14 protein-coding genes are annotated in these 14,686 nt (G+C 41.3%); 11 read left to right on the forward strand and 3 right to left on the reverse strand.

Features of this window, described 5'->3' with window-relative positions; translation table 11 throughout:
* The first annotated feature begins 1 nt into the window (after nt 1).
* Entirely contained in the window at nt 2-265 is a 264-nt protein-coding gene (locus EXT43_RS04580) for a hypothetical protein (protein ID WP_055198739.1), read from the forward strand.
* A gap of 35 nt (nt 266-300) precedes the next feature.
* On the opposite strand, the gene EXT43_RS04585 is transcribed toward EXT43_RS04580, so the two are convergent.
* The 3 genes from EXT43_RS04585 to EXT43_RS04595 all read right to left on the reverse strand — a co-directional run bounded on the left by EXT43_RS04585 (nt 301) and on the right by EXT43_RS04595 (nt 5,387).
* The gene (locus EXT43_RS04585) at nt 301-1,677 is read right to left on the reverse strand and encodes a hypothetical protein (protein WP_130166462.1); all 1,377 of its coding nucleotides are present in this window, start codon (nt 1,675-1,677) and stop codon (nt 301-303) included.
* A 108-nt stretch (nt 1,678-1,785) separates the two neighbouring features.
* The gene (locus EXT43_RS04590; protein ID WP_130166463.1) at nt 1,786-4,377 is read right to left on the reverse strand and encodes a TonB-dependent receptor; all 2,592 of its coding nucleotides are present in this window, start codon (nt 4,375-4,377) and stop codon (nt 1,786-1,788) included.
* A 590-nt stretch (nt 4,378-4,967) separates the two neighbouring features.
* The gene (locus EXT43_RS04595) at nt 4,968-5,387 is read right to left on the reverse strand and encodes a hypothetical protein (protein ID WP_130166464.1); all 420 of its coding nucleotides are present in this window, start codon (nt 5,385-5,387) and stop codon (nt 4,968-4,970) included.
* A gap of 346 nt (nt 5,388-5,733) precedes the next feature.
* Here EXT43_RS04595 and ccoN point away from each other — a divergent pair, with 346 nt between their 5' ends.
* The 10 genes from ccoN (at nt 5,734) to uspE (ending at nt 14,660) form a co-directional block, all read left to right on the forward strand.
* Nucleotides 5,734-7,167 (forward strand): cytochrome-c oxidase, cbb3-type subunit I, encoded by a 1,434-nt coding sequence (gene ccoN, locus EXT43_RS04600; protein ID WP_036967883.1) that lies wholly within the window; start codon nt 5,734-5,736, stop codon nt 7,165-7,167.
* A 12-nt stretch (nt 7,168-7,179) separates the two neighbouring features.
* Nucleotides 7,180-7,854 carry a cytochrome-c oxidase, cbb3-type subunit II gene (gene ccoO, locus EXT43_RS04605; RefSeq protein WP_054561332.1) on the forward strand — a complete coding sequence of 225 codons (675 nt, stop codon included), beginning with the start codon at nt 7,180-7,182 and terminating at the stop codon, nt 7,852-7,854.
* A 5-nt stretch (nt 7,855-7,859) separates the two neighbouring features.
* Nucleotides 7,860-8,045, forward strand: a complete 186-nt coding sequence (locus EXT43_RS04610) for a cbb3-type cytochrome c oxidase subunit 3 (protein WP_054561331.1) — start codon at nt 7,860-7,862, stop codon at nt 8,043-8,045.
* Complete coding sequence (gene ccoP, locus EXT43_RS04615) at nt 8,042-9,007, forward strand: cytochrome-c oxidase, cbb3-type subunit III (protein ID WP_130166465.1); 966 nt, start codon at nt 8,042-8,044, stop codon at nt 9,005-9,007. The genes EXT43_RS04610 and ccoP overlap by 4 nt, the downstream gene beginning before the upstream one ends.
* Before the next feature lie 149 nt (nt 9,008-9,156).
* The gene (locus tag EXT43_RS04620) at nt 9,157-9,648 is read left to right on the forward strand and encodes a FixH family protein (protein WP_062565225.1); all 492 of its coding nucleotides are present in this window, start codon (nt 9,157-9,159) and stop codon (nt 9,646-9,648) included.
* Nucleotides 9,649-9,657: 9 nt separating this feature from the next.
* The gene (locus EXT43_RS04625; protein WP_130166466.1) at nt 9,658-12,033 is read left to right on the forward strand and encodes a heavy metal translocating P-type ATPase; all 2,376 of its coding nucleotides are present in this window, start codon (nt 9,658-9,660) and stop codon (nt 12,031-12,033) included.
* A complete protein-coding gene (gene ccoS, locus EXT43_RS04630) occupies nt 12,030-12,197 on the forward strand; it encodes a cbb3-type cytochrome oxidase assembly protein CcoS (RefSeq protein ID WP_054553052.1) in 168 nt (55 codons plus the stop codon). Before EXT43_RS04625 ends, ccoS begins: the two co-directional genes overlap by 4 nt.
* Entirely contained in the window at nt 12,190-12,861 is a 672-nt protein-coding gene (locus tag EXT43_RS04635) for a sulfite exporter TauE/SafE family protein (protein WP_054561327.1), read from the forward strand. Before ccoS ends, EXT43_RS04635 begins: the two co-directional genes overlap by 8 nt.
* Nucleotides 12,862-12,899: 38 nt before the next feature.
* On the forward strand, nt 12,900-13,634 hold the full coding sequence (locus tag EXT43_RS04640) for an FNR family transcription factor (RefSeq protein WP_054553050.1): 735 nt from the start codon (nt 12,900-12,902) through the stop codon (nt 13,632-13,634).
* Between the two features lie 102 nt (nt 13,635-13,736).
* Nucleotides 13,737-14,660, forward strand: a complete 924-nt coding sequence (gene uspE / locus EXT43_RS04645) for a universal stress protein UspE (protein WP_054553049.1) — start codon at nt 13,737-13,739, stop codon at nt 14,658-14,660.
* The last annotated feature ends 26 nt before the right edge of the window (nt 14,661-14,686 follow it).

Genomic DNA, 14,686 nt, shown 5'->3' on the forward strand with positions numbered 1-14,686 from the left:
TATGAAAAAATATATGGCAATTGCAGCAGCGGCTGCGGCACTTACTTTAGCTGGTTGCTCAAAAGTAAATTTAGAGAACTACGAAAAAATTGAAATTGGTATGGATAAAACTGAGGTTGAAGCTATTTTAGGTTCAGCTGATAAGTGTGAAGAAAAGACACTACACACTAACTGTATCTGGGGTAACAAAGATAAGAACATCGAAATTACCTTAGTATCAGACAAAGTGTCGCTTTACAGCAAAACAGGTTTAGACGCTAAATAAACCGAAATGGGTGGCCAAGGCCACCCTTTCATCTTTCATCTTTCATCTTTCAGAATGTCAGTTTGTGAGTAAATACGCTCAATATTAACAATTTTGCTGCGATTTAACGTAATCTTGTAGCGCTGATACAAAGTTTCATCTTCGCTTTGTGTAAACACTAATACCACATTTAACTGATAACGCCTCTCTACAGCTTTCTTAGAGATTTTATTACTATCTAGATGATAGAGCTTACCTTCACCCCGCTTTAAATAGCGAGCAAACGGTGCCAAGCTAAATTGCATGGTTTGTTGCAAGGTATCGTAGCCAGGTAAAAACTCTTTCGCGTTAACTTGTGTTTCGCTTGCAAAATGCAGCCACTGAGCAGCCTGTTTATTTTGATGACGTCGCTTCGAAAAAATTCTTCTTACCGCTTTAGGCAGGCGTTTAAAACTGGTGTATTCAAGCCAAATGTATTGGCTGGCAATTTTGTCTTTAGTAACGCTATTTTTAAATTGAAAGCGCCATTTTGGTCGCCCTCGTACGATAGCTCGCCAGATCACCCGTGTTATGTCTTCTTTAAATATTTCACGAAGACCATAAATAACACCCAAGATCAAAATCAACGTCGCTGTTACTTCGGTAAAGTTTGAGCGAGCATTTAACACAACCAACATCACAAAGGCCATGATCACAGCAGTCACCGTGCCCTTTACCATACGCTTTAAATAACTGTTTAAGTGACGCGTGCTACGTGTAAGTACCACTCCATGCTCAATCAAACGTTGCAATAGGCGCATTTTATTGGTGATACGGTTGGCATCTTCAAGTGTTGATTGCGAATTATATTCTTGCTCTTCACGGTAACTGTTTTCAGCTTTACAAAACTCTAATAGATCACTGCGCTCTTTTGCAAAATCACTACTGCGCGGCCCTTCATCCAGTAGTTTCAAAAATGACTGCTCTACATGCCAGCTTAAGTAGTTATCGGCGTTTTTATAAAATGGCAGTAGCTTTTCATCATCTGGGGTATAGCGTCTTAGCTTTTTCAACAAGCCTTTGGTTTGCTGGCACAACTCAATGGCTGCAGGGTAAAACTCATCGGCTTCTTGGTGTTTTAGGGTGTCTTTAATATCGGCATTCAGCGCGAGTCGAACTTGATAACAATATAAGTTTAAGTTTTGCCGATAATCTTGCTGTTCACCTTTGTTTTTACTAACAAAGCGGCTTCTCACTAAGGGTAAGTGAATGTTGTTAGCGTTATACGCAAGGTGCGATTTAAAGTTATTATTAAAGAATGATTCTTCGCTCAGTGTTTGTGGGTTAACACTCATTTCATTCGGAATGGAGAAATACAGGTCGAGTCGTTGCTCTGTGCGTGGTTTAAGCTCAGGCTCAATAATAAAAGATAAGTTTTCGTCTTGTTTAAGCAATATCACCTCGTTTGTTAAAAGTACCTCTATAGTTTACGCGTTGATAGGCTTTCAGACAATAAAAAAGGCCCAGTAAAAACTGGGCCTTAGTAATCATTTCAAACTAGATTAGAACTTGATGTTCATACCAGCGAAGAAACGACGACCTAGTACATCGTATGTGTACGGGTCAGTGTTTGAGTCATTGTTACCTGAGTAGTAAGGTGCTTGCTTATCGAATAAGTTGTTAACACCTGCAGAGAATGACACTGTGTCGTTCAGGATGTATGAACCGCTGATGTCGTGGTATACAACAGTACCAACGCTTGGTACTAGACACTCGCTGTCGTCAGCAAGACATGCGTAGCTGTCTAGGCCGTCGATCATACGTGCTTGGTATTGTGCATCCCAGTTGTCGCCAGACGCGTTAAGAGTGAAGTTAGACTTAACTTTCGCGTAGCTACCGATACCTGAAGTTACAAGACCTGTGTAATCGATTGTGCTTGTGCCTGAATCAACGATGTACTCATCAAGGATTGTTACATCAAGACCTGTACGCCAGTTAAGACCTGCAGCTTCAAATGCATACTTGAAGTTTACGTCGTAACCTTTAGTAGATTCATTACCAATGTTTTGTAATTGGTTGTTGAAGCTAATGCGACCAGTGCTTTGGTTGAAGTTGATTGCAGAAGACTGACATAAAGCAGTATCTTGGTTCTTGTATGCGCCAGTAGAAGCATCAAGACAGTTTTCAACGATGTACTGGTTGTTTACGCTTGAAATTGAGTTTTCAATTTCGATTTCGTAGTAGTCAACAGTCATTGAGAAACCGTCGAACCATTCTGGAGCGTATACGAAACCAGCAGTTACTGTATCAGCAAGCTCTGGCGTTAATTGGTCGTTACCACCAACAGTTACTTCAGCTTGGTCTTGTGCACCAGGGAAGTTAACTTGTTCGAATGAAGGTGATTTACCTTGGTAAAGCTCAGATACTGTAGGAGCACGGAATGCAGTTGAACGAACAGCACGTAGCATTAGTTCGTCGTTTACACGCCAAGTTAGACCTAGTTTCCAAGTCTCATCTGAACCAAATGTGCTGTAATCGAATGCACGAACAGCAGCGCTTAAGTCAACCATTTGAGCAAATGGTGCGTCAGCTAGAAGTGGAACAGCGAATTCAACGTAAGCTTCGTTTACGTCAAAACGACCACCAGTTGGTTCAACACGTGGGTCATTTGCAAGACCTTGTGAAGTTAGTGAATCTGGAACGTACCATGCTTTTTCTTCACGACGCTCGATACCAGCAGCGAAACCAACGTAACCAGCAGGAAGTTCCATTACTTCACCGTTAAGGCCAGCAGAAATAACTAATAATTGGCTACCACCTGAGTTGTTTTCAGTGTAGTTGTACTGTGCAAGGTTGCTACCTGACCAATCAGCTTGGTTAAGTGGGTTGAAAGTACCCTCTTCGATTGCGTCTTGGATTGAACCCATGTTAAGTAGGTTAGTTGCGCGGTCAACTGAGTCGTTACGACCGAATACTACTGAAGTATCCCAGCCCCAACCGTTGTCGAATGCACCGTCAAGACCGATTACTGCACGTACAGTGTCAACAACTTGCTCATAGCCACGAGGACCTACGTCAGTCATACGACGACCGTAAGAGATGTCTTCACCATCAGCTACACCGTGAGAAAGAAGTGAATCACCCATAGTTGCTGCATCGTAAGTGAAGTCAAACCATACTGGCTGTGGAGCCATTTGTTGAGTTGACCAACGCTTAGAGTAAGTGAATTCAGAAACTAAACGCGTTTCATCAGTTACGTCAAAGTGGCCGATACCTGTTAGGTTTAAACGACGCATTGGCGTGTAAAGGTAGCTTGTTGCTGAGTAGTTGTAAGCATCACCTGCTGAAGTGAAGTCGTGCCACTCGCCGTCTGCTTGACCTTGTAAGCTTGCATTTTCAGCCCAAACGTGACCGAAAGGCGTGTAAGAAGAACCACCACAGTAGAAGCTACCGTTTTCGTAATCTTCTTCGATTGGACAATCAGAGAAATCACGGTCTGCTTGAGAAGCATCACCACGGTCTGTGTATTGTAAACCAATTACAACGTTACCACGGTCAAAGCTTGAACCCATTGTGATATCGAAAGACGTTTCGTCTGCATCGCCTTCACCAGTGATAGCACCGTTAAGGTTCATGTCTAGACCTTCGAAGTCGTCTTTTAAGATGATGTTAACAACACCAGCTACCGCGTCAGTACCGTATACAGCAGATGCGCCGTCTTTTAGTACTTCAACTTGCTTGATCATTGATACTGGGATTGTGTTTAAGTCAACAGTAGATGCTGCGCCAGTACCAGAGTTGATCATACGACGACCATTTACTAGTACTAGAGTACGTTGTGCGCCTAAACCACGTAGGTCAACACGTGCGTTACCGCCTGAACCGTTGTTAACAGCAGGGTTAGTCATCGCACCGCTTGCTGCAGTCATTTTTTGTAGAACGCCATCGATGCTTGATGCACCCATTGCTTTGATGTCATCTGCACCAATTAAAGTTACAGGACTAGACGTCTCCATATCGGTACGCTTAATGCGAGAACCTGTAACTTGAATTTTTTCAATAGACTCTGCTGCATCATCAGCAGCTAAAACTTGCATGCTTGAGAACATTGGGATTGCTGAAACAACAGCTAAACCAAGAATTGATTTTTTCATGTGAAAACCCTACTTGTTGGAAATTTACCTTTAGTTAGGTAGCGCTCGTTATTATTAGAATCACGAGTCAGCGGAGGGCAACTTAGGCTCAGTTAACTGAACGAAAACTGAATGGCAGGTTAAAGAAAACACAACCCCAAAATAGTGTATCCATTTTAGGTAATAAGGTTTCACGATGTATCAATGTTAACAGAAAAAAACACTTCTACATCAGCAATGTAACATTATTAAGTAGCAAAAAAAACACGATTGAAATCAATTGCACGCACTTTGTAATCAAGTGTAACTAAAGCCCAATTAGTGCTACAAATGAAATTTTTACAAGTTGATCACACAACGTTATAAAAACCGTAAAAGCTTGGTAAGACTGCTAACCATAGTTATTCACTTAAATTAACTAAATAGACAAAGTTAGTCCGTTAAACAGTGTATTAGAGGAAGAATTTTTGTTTTTGTTCCGTCAATTTGTAATTCCGTATAAAGATACGGCTAATAAAGAACATTAAAGTAGAAAAAGATGACGTAGGGATGACGACAATCACAGCTTTTAAATAATCAAAAGCTGTGATCAACAATAATAAGGGAAGATGTTATCGAGTTTGCAGTGAATCGAAATAATAAAGCAAAGTTTGTGGTTGATTGTCACCAGTAGTATAAGTGAGCATCATTTTCCAGGTCATTACAGGCTCAGAGCATGCGCCAACCATAGTATCAGCAACCCAAACTTGCCCTGTCTGTTTAAACTGCAGTGGAATAAAACCCATATACATAGTGACCCCTTCAAGTTTTGCAGAGAGGTTTTTAGCATCTTTCGGCAGCTTTAGGTTGATTGCAAAAGGCAACTCAGGGCTGACATCTGGGTTGCTCAGCCAAACTTCTGCATTATTAGGGTAATAACAATGACTATTGTTCTCACAACTTGTACTTGTGCCGCCCTCTTCTATACTTTGGCTATCGCATGCAGCTAAAAATACACTGAAAAGGAAAACGGGTAATAAACTAGTTCGCACTCTATTTGCCTGTATAAAATAAAAGCGGATACTAGTGAGCTACCCGCGAAAAGACAACCATGCTAGATGGAATAAGCTAATAAAAATACAATCTCTGACAAAAAATAACCAACAAAGCGCTAAAATTTGATTGATGTCATAATTTTATGCAATTGACCTATCTTTTTAAGGTCAAAAATTTTATCATTTCCATCGCAAAAATAAGGGTTTCTCGAGTTTGTTTTCTGAAGCTAGCACTGCTAAGTTGGCTTTAGGTAACACGCTTGTGAAGTAATAGTAGGCCCCACTTTGAATAAAAGTGGGTAATTCATTTCTAAAACGCATTTATTGCAGCGGAAGCCAGAAAATGAGCCAAACAGTAGCATCACAAACTGAGTACAATTATAAAGTTGTACGCCAATTCGCTATTATGACAGTGATTTGGGGCATCGTTGGCATGAGTGTTGGGGTTCTGATTGCTGCCCAATTAGCTTGGCCAGCACTTAACTTTGATACACCATGGTTAACTTACTCTCGACTACGTCCGTTACACACGAACGCAGTAATTTTCGCATTTGGTACAAGTGCACTTTTTGCGACGTCTTATTACGTCGTACAACGTACATGTCAAACGCGCCTTTTCTCAGATAAACTAGCAGCCTTCACCTTCTGGGGTTGGCAACTTGTTATCGTACTAGCAGCGATTACCTTACCACTAGGTATCACCAGCTCAAAAGAATACGCAGAACTTGAATGGCCAATCGATATTCTTATCGCCGTTGTTTGGGTAACTTACGCAGTTGTATTCTTTGGTACGTTAATCAAGCGTAAAGTATCGCACATCTATGTTGCGAACTGGTTCTACGCTGGTTTCATCATTACTGTTGCCGTTTTACACATTGTAAACAGCATGGCAATTCCAGTTTCACTAACTAAATCATACTCTATCTACGCAGGTGCTGTAGATGCAATGGTTCAGTGGTGGTACGGTCACAACGCTGTTGGTTTCTTATTAACTGCTGGTTTCTTAGGTATGATGTACTACTTCGTACCAAAACAAGCAGGTCGCCCTGTTTATTCTTACCGTTTATCGGTAGTTCACTTCTGGGCTCTTGTTTCTTTATACATCTGGGCAGGTCCTCACCACCTACACTACACTGCGCTTCCAGACTGGACGCAAAGCTTAGGTATGGTTATGTCAGTTATCCTATTCGTTCCATCTTGGGGTGGTATGATCAACGGTATCATGACGTTATCAGGTGCATGGCATAAACTACGTACTGACCCAGTACTTCGTTTCTTAGTTGTTTCTCTATCTTTCTACGGTATGTCTACGTTCGAAGGCCCAATGATGGCTATTAAGTCAGTTAACGCGCTTTCTCACTACACTGACTGGACTGTAGGTCACGTACACTCAGGTGCACTAGGTTGGGTTGCAATGATTTCTATCGGTGCTATCTATCACCTAATCCCTGCACTATTCTCACAAGGCCGTATGTACAGTGTTAAACTAGTTAACACGCACTTCTGGTTACACACTGTTGGTGTTGTTCTATACATCGTAGCAATGTGGATCTCAGGTGTAATGCAAGGTCTAATGTGGCGTGCAGTAAACTCAGACGGTACGTTAATGTACAGCTTTGTACAGTCATTAGAAGCTTCGTATCCGTTCTATATCATGCGTTTCCTAGGCGGTGTATTCATCGTAACAGGTATGCTAATTATGGCTTACAACGTTTATCGTACTATTGCAGCGAAGAAAGATTCGCTTCAATTAGACGCTGACGCACAATTGGCATAATGGAGTAGCACGATGAGCAATAATAATTCACAAAACAAACACGAAATAGTCGAAAAGAACGTTGGCCTAATGGCTATCTTGACTGTCTTTGCAATCAGCTTTGGTGCGTTAGTTGAGATTACTCCACTAATGTTCCAAGACGATACGACTAAACCTGTTGATGGCTTACGCCCTCTTACAGCGTTAGAAATGGAAGGCCGTGATATCTACGTGCGTGAAGGTTGTTACAACTGTCACTCACAAATGATTCGTCCTTTCCGTGACGAGGTTGAGCGTTACGGTCACTACTCTGTAGCTGGTGAGTCAGTATGGGATCACCCATTCCAATGGGGTTCTAAGCGTACTGGTCCTGACCTTGCTCGTGTTGGTGAGCGTTACTCAGACGATTGGCACCATGCTCACTTAATGGACCCACGTGCTGTGGTTCCTGAGTCAAACATGCCAGCGTTTCCTTGGTTAGACGAAAACAGAGTCGATACGACCCATACACTTAAAAAGCTTCAAGTATTCCGTGATAGCTTCGGAATCGACAAAGCAAGCGACCGTTACGACGGTAAAGGTTACGGAAGTGACGAAGAGCTAAAAGCTGACATTGCGAAAATCGAAGCCATGAACAATGGTGAAGGCGCAACTGAAATGCAAGCTCTAATCGCTTACTTACAACAGCTTGGCACACACTTGAAGTAATTATTATGGATTACGGAACATACAGAGGCATTTTGACTCTGGTAATTTTAGTACTGTTTATTGTGATTGTTGTATGGGCATACAGCAAGCGTAGCAAAAGCCGATTTGATAACGCTGCTAATGCCATATTTGAAGATGAAAAAAAACACAACAACACAATCTCTAACGAGGAAAAGGAGTCTGAGAAATGACTAGCTTTTGGAGTATATGGGTTATCGTATTAACCCTAGCGTGTCTTGCTATCATCTTCGGCCTACTACTGTGGAACTTAAAAAACTACACAGGTGTTAAAGAAGGCGAAAGCTGTGGTCACGAGTTTGACGGCATTGAAGAACTAAACAACCCACTACCAAAGTGGTGGACTTACATGTTCTTCGCTACATTCATTTGGTCTGTATACTACCTAGCTGCTTACCCAGGTTTAGGTAACTGGGAAGGTTTAGGTAAATGGACAAGTTCTAACCAGGGTGTAAAATCTTTAGCAGCTTCAAAAGAAGCAACTAGAGTAGCCTTAGAAAATGGTGAGAACGTTCAATTAGACCAAGAGTTTATCGCTGCTGATGAGCGTTTTGGCCCAATCTTTGAGTCATTCGCAAAACAAGATATTGAAACACTAGTTAAAGATGAAAAAGCGCTTGAGATTGGTCAACGTTTATTCTCTCAAAACTGTGCACAATGTCATGGTTCAGATGCACGTGGTGGTCAAGGCTTCCCTAACCTAACGGATAACGATTGGTTATACGGCGGTACACCAGACAAGATCAAAGAAACACTTCTTTACGGTCGTGTTGCTGCGATGCCACCTTGGGGTGATGCACTTGGCGAGCAAGGCATTAAAGAAATGACTGCTCACGTACTTAGCCTTTCAGGCCGTACTGTTAACCAAAAAGACGCTGCTGCAGGTGCTGCTAAGTTTGCAATGTGTGCTGCGTGTCACGGTGCTGACGGTAAAGGTTCAGTTGCACACAATTTACCATTTGGTGCACCTAACCTAACAGATAACATCTGGTTATACGGTGGTTCTAAACGTGCTGTTGAAGAAACACTAATCAATGGCCGCGCCGGTGTAATGCCAGCATGGAAAGACATTTTAGGTGAAGATAAAGTTCACTTATTAACAGCGTACGTTTACAGCTTATCGCAAGATAAATAACCACGCGGTTAATAAAATGTATAAACAATTAATCTTTTAATTCAATAGATTAATTAAGATCAAAAAAGCCTCCATCTGGAGGCTTTTTTTTAGTCTTTTGCTTTTAAATCCGATAAAATGCGTACAACGTTTTTAAAGGTATAAGTACTATGAAACCCACTCCTTGGTATAAAAACTTTTGGCCATGGTTTTTAATCTCTTTTCCTCTTGCAGCCATCATCGGCTGTGCTGGTCTTATTTATATGGCGATTGGCAACGGCCCAGATATGGTTGTTGATGATTACTATAAAAAAGGCAAAGCAATTAACCTTGAACTCAGCAAATTTAATAAAGCAAAAGCACTTTATTTACATGGCGATTTAAATGTTGCAGGCGACAAAGTAACTTTCACTTTCACCAAGGGTGATGCAAGCAATGTTCATTCTTTAAAAATGTCATTTTATCATCGCACCATTAAAGCCAATGACTTTGATGTAAGCCTAATGAAAAACGCCCATGGCGATTTTACTGCCCTACTCGACACCCATGTTGACGGTGCATACACAGTGTTTATTGAACCAATCGATAACAGTTGGAAACTTAAAGAAGATGTAATTCTACCAACTGAAAAAACGATTTCGATTAGCCCTGAATATAAGTAGTAAACTCTAATGTCCGATAATTGCTTTCATTGTCTTGAAAGTGTGCCAAAAGGCTTTAATGCGACTGTCGAAATAGACGGTAAGGCACAACCTATGTGTTGTATTGGTTGCCAAACGGTTGCTGAGAATATCGTCGCCCAAGGCATGACCGATTACTATAAATTTAGAACTGTGCGCTCTGGTAAAGTTGAACAACTTGTTCCAGAGCAACTCGAGTTGATTAAAAGTTACGATAACGAAGATATTCAAGACGAGTTTATTTCAGCCACTAATGATTTATCAGAAGTGCTATTAACGGTTGAAGGCATCACCTGTGCTGCCTGTGCTTGGTTAATCGAAAAACAACTACTTAACTTAAAAGCAATCAAACGTGTTGATGTAAATACTTCGACCAACCGTGCCATGATCCAATGGGATAAATCGATTACACCGCTTAGCCAAATTATTACCTCATTACATGAAATCGGCTATAAAGCCTATCCGTTTCAGGCAGACCTTGAAGCAAGCCAAAAACAGCAAGCCGCAAAAGCCTACATCCGCCGTTTAGGGGTTGCCGGTCTGATGACCATGCAAGTAATGATGTTTGCTTTTGCCATGTATTTTGGCATGTTCTCTGGCATGGAAGAGAACTTCGAGCAGTATTTCCGCTGGATAAGCTTAGTGCTTGCTTCTCCAGTTATTCTTTACAGTGCCCTGCCATTCTTAACCAATGCCATTAATGGTTTAAAAGCCAAACAGCTGAATATGGACTTACCCGTCTCATTAGCTATTTTTGGTGCTTATGGGGCAAGCTGTTATGCCACATTAATGTCGGTTGGCGAAGTTTATTTTGAATCTATCTGTATGTTTACCTTCTTATTATTATTAGGTAAGTATTTAGAATTTAGAGCCCGTTTAAAAGCCAGTGAATTTACCGCTAATTTGCAAAAGTTACTGCCGCTTACAGCTCGTATTATCGATGAGAATAATCAAGAATCGATAATTGCCGCTAAAAAACTAAAACTGGGTGATGTTGTATTAATCAAAGCAGGCGAGACAATTCCTGCTGATGGTATTGTTACAAAAGGTCAAACAACCGTTGATGAAGCCATGATGACTGGCGAGCATCAACCCGTTAATAAGTTTGTCAGCCATCAAGTTTACGCAGGAACGATTAACCATGATGGCGTGATCAGTATTGAGATCAACAAAATCGGTCAAAATACCCTGCTTAATCAAATTATTAAGTTACAACACACAGCGTTAACCAAGCGCCCGCGATTAGTTGAGATAACAGATAAAGTAGCGCAGTGGTTTGTTGCCTGTTTATTAGTGTTTGCCTCAATAACAGCAATTGGTTGGTATCAAATAGACCCCGAGCATGCCTTTTGGGTCACAATTTCTGTACTTGTTGCAACCTGCCCTTGTGCGCTTAGCTTAGCAATTCCAACCGCTCTCACGTGTGCTGTAGCCAGCCTTACGAAGCGTGGAATTTTAATAAAACAAGCCCATGTGTTAGAAACGCTACCACAATTAACAGATATTGCTTTTGATAAAACAGGTACTTTAACGCAAGGTCGCTTTACCATTGAACGCGTTGAACTAGTTAACACCCAATACAGTGAAGCTGATGCATTACGCTTAGCAGCGCAACTTGAAAGTTTCTCTGAGCACCCCATTGCTAATGCATTCGCTGGTTTCAACGACACAGTGAACCCTATTGAAAATGTGACTATCGAACCGGGTAAAGGCATTACCGCTTTACTCAATGAACAGCACTTGGCGATAGGTAAAAGCGGTTGGTTTGATACCGAAAAAGCAGATGCGCAAGCAACCTTATATATCGATAAACAAGTCATTGCGCGCTTTTACTTAGCCGACAGCCTACGTAATAACGCAGAAAAATTGATTACTACACTTCATTCGCAACAAATTAAGTGCCATATGTTAACGGGCGATGCCTCTAACAGTGGTGAGCGAATTGCAAAACAGCTAAATTTAGATACCGTGCATGCTGCATGTAGCCCTCGCGACAAACAAACCCATGTCGAAGCACTTGCCAGTAAAGGTGCCATTGTTGCTATGGTGGGTGATGGCGTGAATGACAGCCCAGTATTTGCCAGTGCGCATTTATCGATTGCGATGGAAACCGGCGCTGATATTTCCAAAAACAGTGCCGATGTGGTATTACTCAATAGTGATCTAACCGCCATAGAGCATTTGCTTACTGTCTCGAAAAAGACGCGCCGTATTGTTAAGCAAAACTTGGCATTATCACTTATTTACAATGGTTCGATTTTACCATTGGCAGCCCTTGGGCTCGTTGCTCCTTGGATGGCTGTAATTGGTATGTCTGCAAGCTCCATTTTGGTTATTACCAACTCATTAAGGTTATTAAAACTATGAGTATCATCTACATGCTTATCCCAATTGCCATTTTATTTGTGCTAATTGCTATTGGGGTGTTCTTTTGGGCTGTAAAAAGCGAACAATTTTCTGATTTAAACAAACAGGGCCACAGTATCCTGTTCGAAGACGATAAAGAGCAGCACAACAAAAGTAATGATTGATCCGCTGTTTATTAGTGCATTTATAATGGGTTTGTTAGGTAGTGGTCATTGCCTAGCCATGTGTGGTGGCATTGCCAGTAGTTTACAACTTGCCGCCAACAAAAACCGTGCAGTGAGCTTTTCGGTTGCTTATAACCTAGGCCGCGCACTAAGTTACATGCTTGCCGGTGCTCTTGTTGCAGGAATTAGTAGTCGCTTTGCAGCGCAAAATACTTCTATATCGATAGCGTTGTCGTTTTTGAGTGGTATTTTTATGCTCCTTGTTGGGGTTTACATTATGCGTTTAGCGGCAACTCTACAGTGGCTAGAAAAACTTGGCAAAACCCTAGTATGGCAGCATTTAGCTAAACTTAATCGTTATTTATTACCGGTCGATACTACCCCAAAAGCCCTACTCTATGGCGCTTTGTGGGGCTGGTTGCCCTGTGGATTGGTTTATTCAGCGCTAACCTGGGCACTGACTAGCCCATCAGCATCACATGGTGCAGGTGTGATGTTATTTTTCGCGTTAGGCACCTTTCCTGCCATGATAAGCGTAGGACTCGTCAGCCAGAAAATAAACACTATTTTCAACCATGTTTGGACTAGGGTTATTCTAGGCAGCGTAATAATATGGTACGGTATATACTTATTAATTATAGCAACCGATAAGCTAATTCATTAATCTTACTGGTTGTTAACTTATTTGAATGGATTTGATGTATGGACTTCTCACAAAACAAGTCAAAAGGCTTATGCACAATTAGCTGTAATAATTGCAGTATCAGCCAGCTATGTTTGCCATTTTCATTAAACGGTCAAGAAATGGATCGTCTCGATGAAATCATCGAACGTAAGAAACCACTGCATAAAGGTGATTATTTATTTGAGTCTGGCGAAAGCTTAAATGCCATTTATGCGGTACGCTCTGGCTCGTTTAAGTCTTATACTTTGTCTGAACAAGGTGATGAACAAATAACTGGTTTTCATCTAGCTGGTGATTTAGTTGGTTTCGATGCTATTAACAAAATGGCTCATCAAAGCTTCTCACAAGCCCTTGAAACTTCAATGGTATGTGAAATTCCATTCGATACTCTAGACGAATTAGCGGGTAAACTACCTAAACTACGCCAACAAATTATGCGTTTAATGAGTAATGAAATTAACTATGACCAAGAAATGTTATTGTTACTCAATAAAAAGTCAGCTGAAGAGCGTCTAGCCAGTTTTATTTATAATCTTGCAGAGCGTTTTGGTGAACGTGGTTTCTCACGTAAAGAATTCCGTTTAACCATGACACGTGGTGAAATCGGTAATTATTTAGGCCTTACTGTTGAAACAATTAGCCGCCTTTTAAGCCGCTTCCAAAAAGCTGGTTTTATTAAGGTTGAAGGTAAATTTATCACCATTTTGGACCAGCAAGCGCTTGCAGCAACAGCAGCGATTAAATGTAAATAGAGTTTGATTTAACGCAACTTTATATTGTTTGCCCCTTTAACTGTTCTAAATTTAGGTTACACTCAAAGTACTACTTTTTGCGGAACAGTTAAGGAGCAGCACATGGACGCAATTAAACGAATTTTAGCAGTTATAGACCCAACCAAAGAGCAGCAGCATAGTTTAAGCCGCTCAATTGATCTAGCCAAAAAATCTGGCGCGACCATCACCGCTTTCCTCAGTATCTACGACTTCTCTTATGAAATGACCACAATGCTTTCTGCTGATGAGCGTGAAGCAATGCGCGAAGCCGTCATAAAAGACCGCCAAGAATGGTTAAATGAACAAATTGCCCTTTATCCAGAGCTTACCATTGATAGCTGTGTGGTTTGGCATAACCGCCCTTACGAAGCCATTATCAATACCGTGATCAACGATGGTTTTGACCTTGTTGTCAAAGGCACCCATCAACACGATACACTTAAGTCTGTTATTTTCACACCAACTGACTGGCACCTCATTCGTAAGTGCCCTGCTCCAGTTTTGCTTGTTAAAGAGAAAGAGTGGCCGGCAAAAGGCAATATTTTAGCTGCTGTGAACGCAGTGAGTGAGAATGAACAACACCTTGAACTTAACAAGCGTATTATCAATGACGCTCGTTTCATTTGTGATTTAGCCAACGCAACACTTAACCTTGTGAATGCTTACCCGGCAACTCCAGTTAATATCGCTATTGAAATCCCTGAATTCAACCCAGGTGTTTATAACGAATCAGTTAAAAAACATCACTTTGAATCAACGCTTTCATTAGCTGAAGGGTTTGATATTGACCAAGCTCATTGCCACATTGAAGAAGGCTTACCAGAAGATGTTATTCCTGATGTGGCTGCACGCCTCAACAGCGAATTAGTAGTGATAGGTACAGTTGGACGTACTGGCTTAAGTGCAGCGCTTGTCGGTAACACAGCAGAGCATGTTATTGATAGCCTTGACTGCGATGTTTTAGCACTAAAACCAGACGGCTATGTGAGCCCACTTGCTAAATAACCTTTTAAATATGCATTAAAAAAGCC

It is taken from the genome of Pseudoalteromonas sp. CO109Y, from assembly GCF_004208935.1.
Classification (GTDB): domain Bacteria; phylum Pseudomonadota; class Gammaproteobacteria; order Enterobacterales; family Alteromonadaceae; genus Pseudoalteromonas; species Pseudoalteromonas shioyasakiensis.